We start from the raw sequence: 15712 nt of genomic DNA, 5'->3' as shown, positions 1-15712 counted from the left end.
AACTTTTAACCTTCACCGTTCGCGCTATCGACGTCTTTCGGCGTCAAACGACCGCGAAAATCAATCAGGCTGTCGACAATGGCCAGGACCACCAGCAACGGATAGATCAGCTGCATAAACAGCAACAGCGTTACGTACAACCCCACCAGCCAAAACTTGGCCAGTCGCTTTTCAGCCACCAGCCCATGAATCAGGGCCAGCCCGGCGAACACCAGCGGTACGCTGCACAACGGCGTCAACATGGCCATCTGGGTACCGAAGTTCGGCCCCAGGAGCATGCACGCCAGCAGCAACATCGCTGGCCCCAGCGGGATTCGGATGGCGCGAAATTCGCGGCCAAAACCACCGGGGTTGTACAACAACGCCTGCCAGTAGCGCCCGACAATCAGGCTCAGCACACTGACGATTTGCAGCAAGGCCGCTATCAGGCCGGTCAGGACCGGGGCAATCAGGGCGGCGAGACGCGCTCGCTCCTCTTCCGACAATTGTTGGTAGAGGTCACCAAGGGCCAGCGGCAGGATCTTTACCAGTTCCTGCGCCAGCATCTCGATGTGAGGGCGGTAAACCGCACCCAGCACCACTGAAAACACCACTCCCATTGCTACGCTGACCAGCAGCGTGCGGTTCCAGGACTCGCTTGCGCGCAAAACCAACGCAAGGCCCGACGATCCCAGCAGCACCATGAGTGCCCGTGGATCATCGGAATACAGCCACCAAATCAATGCTGGCAGCATTCCCAGAGCAAGAACGCCAAGGGCGTCCTTCAATCCGCGCCGCAGGAGCACCAGGCTCCCCGCGGCAGCACCCAACCAATACAACAACGGCAATGCTGCACATCCAGCCACTACCAGAGTGGCCTGCATCCGGCCGCGCATGATGAACTCAGCTATGGCACGCATGCATTCAATCCTTTGCTACGTGTCGACTGCCCGGTCTCAGCGGCCGTGGCTGTCGGTGTAGGCCAGCAGGGCCAGGAAGCGGGCGCGCTTGATAGCGGTGGCCAGCTGACGCTGATAACGAGCTTTGGTACCGGTGATGCGGCTTGGAACGATTTTGCCGGTCTCGGATACGTAGGCTTTCAGAGTGTTGAGATCTTTGTAATCGATCTCTTTCACGTCTTCAGCGGTGAAGCGGCAGAATTTACGACGACGGAAGAAACGTGCCATTTGATAGGCTCCTTAAAAGGTCCGTGGATTACTCGTCAGCGTTATCGCTGTTGTCGCTGTCATCACTATCAGCGCTTTCAGCGCCTTCGTGCTCAGGACGGTCGCGACGCTCACGGCGCTCACTGCGGTTTTCTTCAGCCTTGAGCATCTCGGATTGGCCGGTAACGGCTTCTTCGCGACGGATGACCAGGTTACGGATCACTGCATCGTTGTAGCGGAAGTTGTCTTCCAGCTCGGCCAGGGCCTTGCCAGTGCACTCAACGTTCAGCATCACGTAGTGAGCCTTGTGAACATTGTTGATTGCGTAGGCCAGTTGACGACGGCCCCAATCTTCCAGACGGTGGATTTTGCCGCCGTCTTCTTCGATCAGCTTGGTGTAACGCTCAACCATGCCGCCGACTTGCTCGCTTTGATCCGGGTGGACCAAAAAGATGATTTCGTAATGACGCATGAATGCTCCTTACGGGTTGTAGCCTGCCGCTCAAAAGCGGTCAGACAAGGAGTGAATGACACTTATGGACTTGCCGGCGATGGACACATGCGTGCCTGCCGTCACAGCAAGGGGCGCAATTGTAGAGAAGGGGCGGGAGAGGTGCAAGGTAATTGGTGAATATTTGAACAGTCACCGATTCACGTCACACCAAAAACACTGTAGGAGCGAGCTTGCTCGCGATGAGGTTGTCACATTCAGCATCAATGTTGAATGTTGCACCGCCATCGCGAGCAGGCTCGCTCCTACAGGGGGGGTCAGGACTTCTTGGCAGCTGTCTTGGCTTTCGCACCGCGCTGACGCTGTGCTTCGAACAGGCACACACCGGTTGCCACGGACACGTTCAGGCTGCTGACGCTGCCGGCCATCGGCAGGTTGACCAGATAGTCGCAATGCTCACGCGTCAGGCGGCGCATACCTTTGCCTTCGGCACCCATGATCAGGATGGTCGGGCCGGTCAGGTCCTGGTCATAAATGCTGACCTCGGCCTCACCCGCCGTACCCACGACCCACAAGCCACGCTGCTGGAGTTTCTCCAGGGAGCGCGCGAGGTTGGTCACGGCCACCAGCGGAATCACTTCTGCCGCGCCACAAGCTACTTTTCGCACAACAGGCGTCAAGGTTGCCGACTTGTCCTTCGGCACAATGACCGCCAGCGCACCGGCCGCATCGGCTGAACGCAGGCAGGCGCCGAGGTTGTGCGGGTCGGTCACACCGTCGAGCACCAGCAACAGCGGCGCGCCTTCGGTGCGATCCAGCAACTCATCAAGCATCGCCTCGCCCCAGACCTGGCTCGGACTGACTTCAGCCACCACGCCCTGGTGCACGCCTTCGACCCAGGCGTCCATCTCACGGCGCTCGGCCTGGCCCACCGCAACGCGGTTTTCGCCGGCCAGCTCGACCAGGGTCTGCACCCGCGGATCACTGCGGCCTTCGGCCAACCAGATCTGCTTCACACGCTTCGGGTGATGACGCAGCAATGCCTCCACGGCATGCACGCCGTAGATTTTTTCCAACTGACTCATGACTTGGCCTTCGGTTTACGTGCCCCGCCACTCTTGGCTGGAGCCGAGCCCGCCTTTGGCGGACCCTTGCGGTGTTTGCTCGGTTTGCTGGCGCCCGACTTATCAGCGGACGAACGCCCAGGCTTACCACCGGACGCCGCCTTGCCGCTGCCTTTTGCTTCAGCCAGCAAGGCTTGTTTCATTTCCCGACTTTTACGCACTTCGGCGTTTTTCGCCGCAGCATCGCTTGGGCGGTAGGCATCCGAGGCCTTTTCCTTGGCGGATCCGCGACGAGCGCTTTTTTCCGCTGCCGGCTCGGCCGCAGCCTTGGCCGCTGGCGCAGTGCTCTCGCTGCCACGCTTCTTGCGACCAATCGGCGCACTGATGGTTTTTTCTGCCATCTCGAAGTCGATCTTGCGCTCGTCGAGGTCGACACGCATGACGCGCACTTCGACCGTATCGCCGAGACGGAAGCTGCGACCGGTACGTTCACCCGCCAGGCGGTGATGCACAGGATCGAAGTGGTAGTAGTCACCCGGCAATGCGGTGACGTGAACCAGGCCTTCGACGTAGATATCGGTCAGCTCGACGAACAAGCCAAAACCGGTCACGGCGGTGATCACGCCCGGGAACGACTCACCCACGCGATCCTTCATGAACTCGCACTTGAGCCAATTCACCACGTCACGGGTGGCTTCGTCGGCACGGCGCTCGCTCATCGAGCACTGCTCGCCGAGTTGCTCCAGCGTCGCCTCGTCGTACGGGTAGATGCGCGCTTTCGGAATGGTCATGGCGCCAGCACGCTTGACGTGCGGGGTGTCCATTTTCGAGTGAATGACACTGCGAATCGCCCGATGCGTAAGCAGGTCCGGGTAACGACGAATTGGCGAGGTGAAGTGGGTATAGGCTTCGTAGTTCAGGCCAAAGTGGCCCTGGTTGTCAGCGCTGTACACCGCCTGACTCAGGGAGCGCAGCATCACGGTCTGGATCAGGTGGAAATCCGGACGACCCTTGATGCTGGCCAGCAGAGCCTGGTAGTCCTTCGGCGATGGGCCATCCTTGCCTTTGTGCAGGGACAGGCCGAGCTCGCCGAGGAACGCGCGCAGTTTTTCCAGGCGCTCCGGCGGCGGGCCGTCGTGCACTCGATACAGCGCAGGGATTTCATGCTTCTTGAGGAACTCGGCGGTGGCCACGTTGGCCGCCAGCATGCACTCCTCGATCAACTTGTGCGCGTCGTTGCGCACGGTCGGCCGAATTTCGGCGATCTTGCGCTCGGAGCCGAAGATGATCCGGGTTTCCTGGGTTTCGAAGTCGATCGCACCACGGGTGTGACGAGCGCCCAGCAACACCTTGTACAGCGAGTACAGCTGTTTCAGGTGCGGTACCACGTCGGTGTATTCGCCACGCAACTGGCGTGCCTGGGTGGTTTTCGGCTGCTCGAGCATGGCGCTGACCTTGTTGTAGGTCAGGCGCGCATGGGAGTGGATCACCGCTTCATAGAAGCAGTAGTCGGTCATTTCGCCGGATTTGGAGATGGTCATCTCGCAGACCATGGCCAGTCGATCGACATGCGGGTTCAGCGAGCACAGGCCGTTGGACAACTGCTCAGGCAGCATCGGTATCACGCGCTCGGGGAAGTACACCGAGTTGCCGCGCACCTGGGACTCGGCATCCAGCGCCGAACCGATCTTCACGTAGCTGGAAACGTCGGCAATCGCCACGTACAACTTCCAGCCGCCGGAGAACAGGCGCAGTTTGCCCGGCTTGGATTCGCAGTAGACCGCATCGTCGAAGTCGCGGGCGTCTTCGCCGTCGATGGTGACGAACGGCAGATGGCGCAGGTCGATGCGCTTCTCTTTGTCCTTCTCTTCGACTTCCGGCTTGAGCTTGGCCGCTTCCTTGAGCACCGCCTCCGGCCAGACGTGCGGAATATCATAGGTACGCAGCGCGACATCGATTTCCATGCCCGGCGCCATGTAGTTACCCACGACTTCAACCACATCGCCTTGCGGCTGGAAGCGCGGCGTCGGCCAGTGAGTGATCTTCACTTCAACGAATTGGCCGATCTGGGCATTGGCATTGCGACCCGGCGTCACCAGCACTTCCTGCTGGATCTTCGGATTGTCGGCAACGACGAAACCGATGCCGCCTTCTTCGAAATAGCGGCCGACGATGGTTTCGTGGGCGCGGGACACCACTTCGACGATCACACCTTCACGACGACCGCGACGGTCCAGGCCGGAAACCCGGGCCAGGGCACGGTCACCATCGAACACCAGGCGCATTTGCGCCGGGCTCATGAACAGGTCGTCGCTGCCATCATCCGGAACCAGGAAGCCGAAACCGTCACGGTGACCGCTGATGCGGCCCAGAATCAGGTCGAGCTTGTCCACGGGCGCGTAAGTACCGCGGCGGGTGTAGATCAGTTGAGCGTCGCGCTCCATGGCGCGCAATCGGCGGCGCAGGGCTTCGATCTGGTCTTCTGTGGTCAGACCAAATTCTTCGACCAACTGCTCGCGGGCAGCGGGCGAACCACGATCAGCGAGGTGCTGAAGGATCAGTTCGCGGCTAGGGATAGGGTTTTCATATTTTTCCGCTTCACGAGCGGCCTCGGGATCGAGGGACTGCCAATCGGCCATTAGAGAGTTTTCACCTTGTCTATATGCGGGTTAGTTTGGCATACGCGTATTGAAACGGGAAATTTCGGGCTATAGAAGCCGTTAAAAGCCCCCTCCCACCTCAGACGCATGCACCGCCTGGCACCATTTAGCAAAATTTACCTGTTTTTTTGATGACAGGGGTTTACAGCTAAATAGTCGCTCCGTATAGTGCGCGCCATCGACGACGGACAACGTTGCCGATACTGCCCAGATGGTGAAATTGGTAGACACGCCAGCTTCAGGTGCTGGTGACCTTACGGTCGTGGAAGTTCGAGTCTTCTTCTGGGCACCAATTTCGAGCTTGAGATTAGTTCAATTTCAAGGCTCACACAAAAACCCGCGAAAGCGGGTTTTTGCATTTTCAGCCCCTGATAAATATTTTTCAAATCAGGGGTTTACAGATCAAAGAGTGCTCCGTATAGTTCGCCACATCAACAGCGGCAACGTTGCTGATACTGCCCAGATGGTGAAATTGGTAGACACGCCAGCTTCAGGTGCTGGTGACCTTACGGTCGTGGAAGTTCGAGTCTTCTTCTGGGCACCAATTTCGAATTCAAGGTTACGATCTTGAATCTCACAAAAACCCGCGAAAGCGGGTTTTTGCGTTTCTGCCTTCCTGAAACACTACCCTCCCCTGTAGAAACGGTCGCCCGCTTGCGGCTGCTCGCGAAGAACGTCAACGATAACGCGTATATCCTGGATGTCCGCGGCGCTCCCGGGATCTTCGCGAGCAAGCTCGCTCCTACAGTAACCGGTGCCACCACGCAAGGCGCACTTGAGAAACAATATCGTTTATCATTGTTGCAAGTTTTTGCAATGCGACAGTGAGGAACCCTGCGAATGATGTTTCGAAATACCCTGCGCCGCGGCCTGACCATCACACTCCTGGGGCTGGCGCTCGCCTCCCCGCTGACCCAGGCCGCCGATCCGGTTTCCCTGACGCTCTACAACGGCCAACACAAGGAAGTCGGCGACGCCGTCGCCAAAGCCTTCGAAGCCAAGACCGGGATTCACGTCAACGTGCGCAAAGGCAGCAGCAACCAGCTCGCCAGCCAGGTCGTCGAAGAAGGGGATCGTTCGCCCGCCGACGTGATCTACACCGAAGAGTCGCCGCCACTGAACAAACTCGGCGAACAAGGCCTGCTGGCCAAGGCCGACGACGCCACTCTCGCCGTTCTGCCCAAGGACTACGTGGCCAGCAATGGCACCTGGATCGGCGTGACCGCCCGGGTCCGCGTGGTTGCCTTCAACCCGAAACTGATCGATGAAAAAGACCTGCCCAAGTCGGTGATGGAGTTTGCCGATCCGCAATGGCAAGGCAAGGTCGGCTTCGTGCCCACCAGCGGTGCCTTCCAGGAACAGGCCGTGGCGATCATCAAGGTACACGGGATGGAGGCGGCCGAGGAATGGCTGACTGGCCTGCGCGCCTTCGGCAAGACCTACAGCAACAACATGGTCGCCCTGAAGGCTGTGGAGAACGGCGAAGTGGCGACGGTTTTGGTCAACAACTACTACTGGTTTGCCCTGCAACGGGAAAAAGGCCAACTCGACTCCAAGCTGCACTATTTCACCGGCGGCGACGTCGGCGGCCTGATCACCGTCTCCAGCGCTGCCGTGCTCAAGTCCAGCAAGCACCCGCAAGAGGCGCAACAACTGCTCGCCTACATGGCCAGCGAAGAAGGCCAGCGAGTGATCACCCAGGTCACCGCCGAGTATCCGCTGCATAAAGGCATGGAATCCGACCGCGGACTCAAGCCGTTCAGCGAACTGGAAGCGCCGAAAGTCACCCCGGCCGATCTCGGTAACGCCGAGGAAGCCCTGGAACTGGAACGTGAAGTTGGCTTGAACTGATGAGCGCAACGCTGCCCGCCTCCGCCTCACGCCCGGGCTTTGTCCCCGGGCGCAAAAGACCTTCGATCTGGTTGCTGTTGCCAGTACTGCTGCTGGTTGTCCTTAGCCTGCTGCCGCTGCTGTATGTCGGCCTCAAGACGTGGCAAGCCGGCTGGGCGGAGGCGGTGCACCTGCTGTGGCGGCCGTACGTGTTCGGCCTGCTGCGCAACACGTTGCTGCTGATGATCGGCGTCACCCTGGCCAGCGCTTTCATCGGCCTGACGCTGGCCTGGCTGCTGGAGCGCAGCAACCTGCCTGGTCGGCGTCTATGGGGCGTGATCCTGTGCTTGCCATTTGCCGTTCCGGCCTTCGTCAGCAGCTTTACCTGGGTGTCCCTGAGCGCCAGCTTCGAAGGGCTGGGCGGGGCGATCCTGGTCATGACCCTGTCCAAATACCCGCTGATTTTCCTGCCGGTGGCGGCCACCCTGCGCAATCTCGACCCTGCCCTGGAAGAATCGGCCCGCACCCTCGGCCTGAACCGCTGGGGTGTGTTCTTCAAGATCACCCTACCGCTGCTCTGGCCTTCGTTGCTGGCCGGCGCGCTGCTGATTGCCCTGCACATGCTGGTGGAGTTCGGCGCACTGTCGATCATCGGCCTGCAGACCTTCACCACCGCGATCTATCAACAGTTCGAGTTGGAGTTCAGCAACGCCAATGCGGCCATGCTATCGGCCGTGCTGCTGGCGCTATGTTTGATGCTGTTGTGGCTGGAGCTGCGGGTGCGCGGCAAGGGGCGCCATGTACGCATCGGCCAGGGCGCGGCGCGGCACGCTGAACAGGTTCGATTGGGCGCCTGGGCGCCATTGGGGCAGCTCTACTGCCTGCTGCTGACCGTCATCGGCAGCGGCATCCCCCTGGGCATGCTGGTGTACTGGCTGGCGGTCGGCTCGTCAGCGGCATTCCCGGTGGCGGCCATCGGCGAGGCGCTGCTGTCGTCGCTGGCATTGTCGCTGGGCGGCGCCGCACTGTGCCTGGTGCTGGCAGTCCCGGTCGGCTTGCTGGTGGTGCGCTACAAGGGCCGCCTGGCGCTGTGGGCGGAACGCTTGCCCTATCTGCTGCACGCCCTGCCTGGCCTGGTGATCGCCCTGACCCTGGTGTATTTCGCCCTGCACTATGTGCCGGCGCTGTACCAGACCTCGGCTTTGTTGCTGATTGCCTACGCGCTGCTGTTCCTGCCCCTGGCCCAGGCGCCGATTCGCACTGCCCTGAACAAGGCCGCGCCGCAACTGGAAGAGGCCGCCCGTACTCTCGGCGCCTCATCCTTCACGGCCTTTGTCCGGGTCACGCTGCCGATCATCTTTCCCGCCCTCGGCGCCGCCTTTGCCCTGGTGTTTCTCGACGCCATGAAGGAACTGACCGCCACCCTGCTGTTGAGCCCAACCGGACTCAACACCCTGGCGACCGAAGTCTGGGCGCATACCGCCAATGTCGAGTTCGCGGCAGCGGCGCCCTATGCAGCGTTGTTGATCCTGGTATCCGGGCTGCCGGTGTATCTGCTGACCACCCGGATGTACCTGAGCCGCTGACAGCACTCAGGCCCGGAACTGTCCCAGACTGGCTTTCAACTGCGCTGCCAGGCCGTCCAGCACCTTGCCGCTGGCGGTGGTCTGCTCCACTGCCTGGGCGGCCTTCTCGGCCTGGGCGTGGATGGTCTGCACTCGCCCACGCACCGCTTGCGCGCCCTTGGCCTGGTGCTCTGCCGCCTGAGTGGCCAGGCCGATGGCCGCATGCACCTGCTCGACCGACGCCTGGACCGACTGCTGCAACCGCGCACTGTCGCGCAACACCAGCAGCCCCTCACTGGCCTGGCGCCCGGCCTGACCAATGGCTGCCACCGCCTCGCGTGCGCCCTGCTGCAATGCGCCGATGTGCGCCTGAATGTCGCCGGTGGAGCTTTGCGTCTTGCTCGCCAGCGCCCGCACCTCGTCCGCCACCACCGCAAACCCGCGCCCGGTCTCTCCGGCCCGTGCCGCTTCGATAGCCGCATTGAGCGCCAGCAGGTTGGTCTGCTCGGCGATCCCGTGGATCACCTCCAGCACCACCTCGATCTGCTCGCTTTGCTGCGCCAGACGCTCGATCACCTTGGCCCCGGTATCCACCTGCCCGGCCAGGGCTTCGATCAGGCTGCCCACCTGCGCTGAAGTGCGGGTGTTTTCATCAGTGGCCTGGCGAATGTCCACCACTTGCTGCAAGGCCGCCTGCATGGCCTGGCTTTCGGCCTGCGCCTCATCGGCCATCTGCGACAACGCCTGAAGGCTTTGCGCCACTTCATCACGCTGGGTTTGCGCCGCCGCGTCAGCCCCGGCATTGCGCTGGGTCAGCGCACCAATTTCGACCCCAGTACGCTGGGCCACATCACCGGCCTCACGCACGATCGGCTGCAACTTGTCGACAAAGCGATTGACCGCCGAGGCCATGTCGCCGATCTCGTCCTTGCTGTTGATTTGCACGCGCTTGGTCAAGTCGCCCTCACCCGCCGCCAGGTCATCCATCGCCGCAATCAGTAGTTTCAGGCGATTGACCACCCGACGCCCGAGCACCACCGCCAACAGCAGCAACACCCCGCAGCCCACCAGCGCCAACGCCAGGCCGATCCGCCAGCGCAATTGCGCCGCAGCTTCCTGCACGGTACTGGCGGTATTGGCCTTCATTTCGGTCGCCGTCGTCTGCGCCGACTGCAAGCGTGAACGCATGGCGGTCGCACTGTCAGCCGCAGCGCCCTTCAGGCTGTCGCCGACCAGTTGATCACTGCTGGCAATCAAGGCCGAGAAGCGCTTGTCGAGCGCCACCAGGTCGGTTTCCACGGACGCCGTGGACACCCCCATCAGGACCTTGCCGATTTCCACGCCATTAGGGTTGATCGACGCCTCGACGTAATACACCGACGGATCGTTCTTCGCCGCATCCAGCACCTTGTCCAGCGCCCGCTCGCCCTGGCCTTTTTCCAGAAGGGCCTTGTTGATCGGGTTTTCACGGTTGAGGTAGCGCGTCAGATGTTGACCGGTGGCGTCATCGTAGACCACGAACAACACATTGGGATTGCGCTGGGCGCGGCGTGCGAATTCGGACAGGGTCGGCACGTCGTTGTCCCACATGGCCCGAGGTGCAACCGACGCCAGGAGTTGCGCCATGTCATTGGCAGAGTCCTTGAGGTCCTTTTCCAGGGTGGCACGCAGTTGCGCCTGCTCATCTTCCAGGCGCGAGGACAAACCGGTTGTCAGGCGTTGACGGGTACTGCTGGAGAGGTTGTCGAGGCTTGAGGTGACTTCACGCCCGGCCTGCTCCAATTCGCCGGAGAGCTTCTGGCTATCAGCGCCGAGGCGCGACGCCAGATCCGCCTCCAGGGCGGTCACGGTGCTTCGGGTCAGGGCGACCGCCACCACCACCTGCACCAAAAGGGCGATACCAAGGGTAACGAACACAGGCCGCAAGAGACGGCTTTGTAACAGTGAGAGAACGGCAGACACGATAAATCCCCCTGCTTCGGTGCTATTAAACTGACAGCACTCGCGAAGGGATAAATACAGCAAAGGTCATGCCGCCCGGCGGACAGAAACGACAAAGGGCCCAATCAAGGGCCCTTTGTTTTTTACATCAACAACTTATCAGGCGAACGGGTGACGCAGAACGATGGTTTCGATGCGGTCAGGACCTGTCGAAATAATGTCGATCGGCGCGCCGATCAGCTCTTCAACACGCTTGATGTAGGCACGGGCGTTGGCTGGCAACTCTTCCAGGGTCTTGGCGCCCACGGTCGATTCGGTCCAGCCCGGCACTTCTTCGTACACCGGCTGCAGGCCGACGTAGCTGTCAGCGTCAGTCGGGGCAACGGCATTGCCTTCTGCGTCTTTGTAGCCAACGCAGATGTTGATGGTTTCCAGGCCGTCGAGCACGTCCAGCTTGGTCAGGCAGATGCCCGAGATGCTGTTCACATCGATAGCGCGACGCAGGATAACGGCGTCGAACCAGCCGCAACGACGGGCGCGGCCAGTGGTTGCACCGAACTCGTGACCTTGCTTGGCCAGGTGCGCACCGACGTCATCGAACAGCTCAGTCGGGAATGGACCCGAGCCTACACGGGTGGTGTAAGCCTTGGTGATGCCCAGGATGTAGTCCAGGAACATCGGACCCACGCCCGAACCGGTCGCAACGCCACCGGCGGTGGTGTTGGAGCTGGTCACGTACGGGTAGGTGCCGTGGTCGATGTCCAGCAGGGAGCCCTGGGCACCTTCGAACATGATGTCTTTGCCAGCGCGACGCAGGTCGTGCAGCTCGGCGGTCACGTCCAGCATCAGCGGCTTGAGCAGCTCAGCGTATTGCTTGCACTCGGCCAGGGTCTTGTCGAACTCGATGGCCGGCTCTTTGTAGTAACCCACCAGCATGAAGTTGTGGTAATCCACCAGTTCACGCAGCTTGTCTTCAAAGCGCGGCATGTTGAGCAGGTCGCCCACACGCAGGCCACGACGTGCAACCTTGTCTTCGTAAGCCGGGCCGATGCCGCGACCGGTAGTACCGATCTTCAGCTCGCCACGGGCCTTCTCACGCGCCTGGTCCAGCGCAACGTGGAAAGACAGGATCAGCGGGCAGGACGGGCTGATACGCAGGCGCTCACGCACCGGTACGCCTTTCTCTTCCAGCTTGGTGATCTCGCGCAGCAGGGCGTCAGGTGCAACCACCACGCCGTTGCCGATCAGGCACTGCACGCCTTCGCGCAGCACGCCCGACGGGATCAGGTGCAAGACGGTTTTCTCGCCGTCGATCACCAGTGTGTGGCCAGCGTTGTGGCCACCTTGGTAGCGCACTACGGCGGCAGCATGTTCGGTCAGCAGATCAACGATCTTGCCTTTGCCCTCATCACCCCATTGGGTGCCCAGGACTACGACATTCTTACCCATAACACTTGTCCTCATTCGCGCAAACTTGGTGCCGGCCGCGGCCGGCAGGAAAACTCAAGAGGCCAGTGGCGATACTTGCCAAAGCCCGTTCTGCTGGATCAATTGCCGGTCGCAGTCCGCATCACGGGCGGCGGCCAAAGGCTGCCCAGGCAAGGCCTGGACAACACGCTGACCCTCACTGCGCAACTGGCAAACCTGCTGCCAGAGTGCCGCATCCGTACTGTCAGGCATCCAGATACCGCCAGACGGTAGCTCGATCTCAGCACGCCCCAGGGTCACCAGGGTTTTCAAATCGGTGGAGAAGCCGGTTGCCGGACGGGCACGACCGAAGTCGGCCCCGATGTCGTCGTAACGACCGCCCTGGGCAATGGACTGGCCAACACCCGGGACGAACACGGCGAACACCACACCGGTGTGGTAGTGGTAGCCACGCAGCTCGCCAAGGTCGAAGTACAGCGGCAGCTCGGGGAAGCGTACGGACAGACGCTCGGCAATCGCCAGCAAATCGTCCAGCGCCGCCACTACCGCAGCCGGCGCGTGGGCCAGGCGCTCACGGGCGGCAACCAGCACTTCGCGACCGCCACACAGGTCGACCAGCGAGCGCAGCATGCCTGCCAGATCAGCCGGCAAGCCTTCGGTCAAGGTAATGACCTCGTCGATGGCCTTGCGTTGCAGGGCATCGAACAACTGCTGCTCGACTTCACCGGACAGACCGGCCGCACGGGCCAGGCCGCGGTAGATGCCGACATGCCCAAGGTCCATGTGCACATCCGGCACATCGGCCAGCTGCAGCATGGCCAGCATCAGGCTGATCACTTCGACGTCACTGCTCGGGCTGGCATCGCCGTACAACTCGGCGCCCAACTGGATCGGGCTGCGCGAAGTCGACAAGGCACGCGGCTGCGCATGCAGCACGCTGCCGGCGTAGCACAAGCGGCTCGGGCCTTCACGACGCAGGGTGTGCGCATCGATGCGCGCCACTTGCGGCGTGATGTCGGCACGGAAGCCCATCTGCCGTCCCGATTGCGGGTCGATGACCTTGAAGGTGCGCAGATCGAGGTCCTGGCCTGCGCCAGTGAGCAGGGATTCCAGGTACTCGATATGGGGAGTCACGACAAACTCGTAACCCCAGCTCTGGAACAGATCCAACACCTGGCGACGCGCTACTTCGATGCGCGCCGCCTCCGGTGGCAGTACTTCTTCGATGCCATCTGGCAGCAGCCAGCGGTCTACCGTTGCCATTACGCCATTCCCCTTTGATGCGGGCGGCCAACCCTAGGGCGAGCCTTGAGTGAAGCAGAAAATGGTCGGGTCGTTCAAAACACACGCGCAAGAACGACGCAGCGACACGCCGGTTACCGGCCTCGCCAACCACTTTCCTCGAAAAACTGTCGGGCCATTCAACCCGATGTTCTGCAGCAAAAACAACAATCAAACGTGCAGACGCAAAAAAGCCGGGAATTTCCCGGCTGCCGCATCATACACACGTTTCCCCAAAGGATCACCCCACCCGATGTTTTAACCGCCGGGCGGAGTGATTCAGGTCAACGTCGTATCAAGGCTTGGCCTTTTCCAGGTAACGGAAGAAGTCGCTGCTTGGGTCGAGGACCATGACGTCGGTTTTGTTCGCGAAGCTTTCACGGTAGGCGCGCAGGCTACGGTAGAAGCCGTAGAACTCCTGGTCCTGGCCGTAGGCCTTGGAGTAGATCGCGGCGGCCTGGGCATCACCATCACCGCGAACCTCTTCGGATTCACGATAGGCTTCAGCCAGCAGTACGCGGCGCTGACGATCGGCGTCGGCACGAATGCCTTCTGCCAGCTCGTTACCCTTGGCGCGGTGCTCGCGAGCCTCACGCTCACGCTCGGTGCTCATACGCTCGAACACGCTGCGGTTCACTTCCTTCGGCAGATCGATGGCCTTGACCCGAACATCGACGACTTCGATGCCCAGCTCTTTTTCCGCCATCTTGTTCAGCGAAGCGGTGATATCCGCCATCAGCGCATCACGCTCGCCGGACACCACCTCGTGCAGGGTACGCTTACCGAACTGGTCACGCAGACCCGATTCCAGACGGCGCGACAAACGCTCGTCAGCAATCTGCTTGAGGCCGGAAGTCGCGGTGTAGAAGCGCTCGGCATCTTTCACGCGCCACTTGGCGTAGGCATCGACCATGACCGCTTTCTTTTCCAGCGTCAGGAAACGCTGTGTCGGTGCATCAAGTGTCATCAGGCGTGCGTCGAATTTACGCACCTGGTTAACGTAGGGCACTTTCACATGCAGGCCCGGCTGGACATCAGCCTGAACTACTCGACCGAACTGCAGCAACACCGCGCGCTCGGTCTGAGCCACGATGTAGAAGCAGTTCCAGGCAGCGATCGCCACGACGACGCCGACAATAAGGGCGATCAGCGATTTATTGCTCATCAGCGACTCTCCCTGGTACGTGCTTGCTGTTGCTGCAGATCGGCTGCCGCACGTGCATTCGCTTCATTGCTGCTGGCTGCGGCATTGGTTGCCGGAGCGCTGGTGGTGCGACCGCTGTCGATCATCTTGTCCAGCGGCAAGTACAGCAGATTGCTCTGGCCATTCTTGTTGCCGGTCACGAGGACTTTACTGGTATTGCTGAAGACTTCCTGCATGGTGTCCAGGTAAAGACGCTCACGGGTCACTTCAGGAGCCTTGCGGTATTCGGCGACCAGCTTGGTAAAGCGATCAGCCTCACCCTTGGCGCGGGAAACCGTTTCATCGCGGTAGCCGTTGGCATCTTCGATGATGCGCTGGGCCTGACCACGGGCTTCCGGCACGACGCCATTGGCGTAGGTTTCAGCCTGGTTGCGCGAACGCTGCTCGTCTTCACGGGCGCGGATCACGTCGTCGAAGGCTTCCTGGACTTCACGCGGTGCCGCTGCGCTCTGCACGTTGACCTGGGTGACGGTGATACCGGTGCGATAGGTATCGAGGAAGCGTTGCAGACGCTCCTTGATCTCGCCGGCCATCTGCTCACGACCTTCGGTCAGGACCTGGTCCATGGCGGTAGAACCCACCACGTGACGCAAGGCACTGTCAGTCGCGTGCTGCAGGCTGATTTCCGGCTGGTCGACGTTCAGCACGAAGTCCTGCAGGTTGCTGATCTTGTACTGCACGGTCAGCGGCACTTCGACGATGTTCTCGTCTTCAGTCAGCATTTGACCCTGCTTGGTGTAGGCACGCTCACGCGTGACGTTTTCCATGTACTTCTTGTCGATCGGCGGCAGGTAGATGTTCAGGCCCGGGCCAACGGTCTCGTAGTATTTGCCGAAGCGCAGCACCACGGCCTGCTCCTGCTCGTCGACGACGTAGACCGCGCTGTACAGCCAGACAGCTGCCAACACGACAAGGCCCAAGCCGAGCAGGCCGTAACCGCCGCCCTTGCCTGTCCTGCCGCCGTCATCACCACGTTTGTTGCCACTACCGAACAACCCATTCAGGCTTTCCTGCAGCTTTCGGAAGGCCTCGTCGAGATCTGGTGGACCCTTGCGGTCGCCATTATTGCGGCGCTTACCACCCCAGGGATCCTGATTATTCGAGTTGCCACCCGGCTCATTCCAAGCCATAGCGCTCTCCATC

General features: G+C 61.0%; 13 protein-coding genes and 2 tRNA genes. 5 read left to right on the top strand and 10 right to left on the bottom strand.

Annotated elements, in window-relative coordinates; genetic code table 11:
• Positions 1 to 5 precede the first annotated feature (5 nt).
• The 5 genes from ACZYR5_RS09520 to rnr all read right to left on the bottom strand — a co-directional run bounded on the left by ACZYR5_RS09520 (position 6) and on the right by rnr (position 5299).
• Positions 6 to 899 (bottom strand): hypothetical protein, encoded by an 894-nt coding sequence (locus ACZYR5_RS09520; protein ID WP_489089385.1) that lies wholly within the window; start codon positions 897 to 899, stop codon positions 6 to 8.
• Between the two features lie 36 nt (positions 900 to 935).
• Positions 936 to 1166 (bottom strand): 30S ribosomal protein S18, encoded by a 231-nt coding sequence (gene rpsR / locus ACZYR5_RS09515; RefSeq protein WP_002551829.1) that lies wholly within the window; start codon positions 1164 to 1166, stop codon positions 936 to 938.
• Between the two features lie 28 nt (positions 1167 to 1194).
• Positions 1195 to 1617 carry a 30S ribosomal protein S6 gene (gene rpsF / locus ACZYR5_RS09510; RefSeq protein ID WP_003217491.1) on the bottom strand — a complete coding sequence of 141 codons (423 nt, stop codon included), beginning with the start codon at positions 1615 to 1617 and terminating at the stop codon, positions 1195 to 1197.
• Positions 1618 to 1913: 296 nt separating this feature from the next.
• Positions 1914 to 2681, bottom strand: a complete 768-nt coding sequence (gene rlmB / locus ACZYR5_RS09505; RefSeq protein ID WP_489089384.1) for a 23S rRNA (guanosine(2251)-2'-O)-methyltransferase RlmB — start codon at positions 2679 to 2681, stop codon at positions 1914 to 1916.
• The gene (rnr, locus tag ACZYR5_RS09500; protein ID WP_489089383.1) at positions 2678 to 5299 is read right to left on the bottom strand and encodes a ribonuclease R; all 2622 of its coding nucleotides are present in this window, start codon (positions 5297 to 5299) and stop codon (positions 2678 to 2680) included. The genes rlmB and rnr overlap by 4 nt, the downstream gene beginning before the upstream one ends.
• 226 nt (positions 5300 to 5525) lie before the next feature.
• Between rnr and ACZYR5_RS09495 the strand changes: the two genes are divergently transcribed.
• The 5 genes from ACZYR5_RS09495 to ACZYR5_RS09475 all read left to right on the top strand — a co-directional run bounded on the left by ACZYR5_RS09495 (position 5526) and on the right by ACZYR5_RS09475 (position 8736).
• A tRNA-Leu gene (locus ACZYR5_RS09495) sits at positions 5526 to 5612 on the top strand.
• 165 nt (positions 5613 to 5777) lie between these two features.
• Positions 5778 to 5864 (top strand) — tRNA-Leu (locus tag ACZYR5_RS09490).
• Positions 5865 to 5887: 23 nt separating this feature from the next.
• Positions 5888 to 6148, top strand: a complete 261-nt coding sequence (locus ACZYR5_RS09485) for a hypothetical protein (protein WP_489089382.1) — start codon at positions 5888 to 5890, stop codon at positions 6146 to 6148.
• Positions 6149 to 6160: 12 nt separating this feature from the next.
• Complete coding sequence (locus tag ACZYR5_RS09480) at positions 6161 to 7171, top strand: extracellular solute-binding protein (protein ID WP_489089381.1); 1011 nt, start codon at positions 6161 to 6163, stop codon at positions 7169 to 7171.
• Positions 7171 to 8736, top strand: coding sequence for an ABC transporter permease (locus ACZYR5_RS09475; RefSeq protein WP_489089380.1), 1566 nt, complete (start codon positions 7171 to 7173; stop codon positions 8734 to 8736). The genes ACZYR5_RS09480 and ACZYR5_RS09475 overlap by 1 nt, the downstream gene beginning before the upstream one ends.
• 6 nt (positions 8737 to 8742) lie before the next feature.
• Here the strand turns inward: ACZYR5_RS09475 and ACZYR5_RS09470 are convergent, their stop codons facing one another.
• From ACZYR5_RS09470 to hflK, 5 genes are all read right to left on the bottom strand, one after another.
• A complete protein-coding gene (locus ACZYR5_RS09470) occupies positions 8743 to 10677 on the bottom strand; it encodes a methyl-accepting chemotaxis protein (protein WP_489089379.1) in 1935 nt (644 codons plus the stop codon).
• Positions 10678 to 10815: 138 nt separating this feature from the next.
• Positions 10816 to 12105 (bottom strand): adenylosuccinate synthase, encoded by a 1290-nt coding sequence (locus tag ACZYR5_RS09465; RefSeq protein WP_027617535.1) that lies wholly within the window; start codon positions 12103 to 12105, stop codon positions 10816 to 10818.
• A 54-nt stretch (positions 12106 to 12159) separates the two neighbouring features.
• Complete coding sequence (locus ACZYR5_RS09460) at positions 12160 to 13347, bottom strand: ATP phosphoribosyltransferase regulatory subunit (protein ID WP_489089378.1); 1188 nt, start codon at positions 13345 to 13347, stop codon at positions 12160 to 12162.
• Between the two features lie 313 nt (positions 13348 to 13660).
• On the bottom strand, positions 13661 to 14530 hold the full coding sequence (gene hflC, locus ACZYR5_RS09455) for a protease modulator HflC (protein ID WP_401120868.1): 870 nt from the start codon (positions 14528 to 14530) through the stop codon (positions 13661 to 13663).
• Positions 14530 to 15699, bottom strand: coding sequence for an FtsH protease activity modulator HflK (hflK, locus tag ACZYR5_RS09450; protein ID WP_489089377.1), 1170 nt, complete (start codon positions 15697 to 15699; stop codon positions 14530 to 14532). Before hflK ends, hflC begins: the two co-directional genes overlap by 1 nt.
• Positions 15700 to 15712: the final 13 nt, after the last annotated feature.

It is taken from the genome of Pseudomonas sp. F007 (assembly GCF_057814275.1).
Note: the sequence above shows the minus strand (reverse complement) of the source record. Positions and strands in the feature narration are given on the sequence as shown.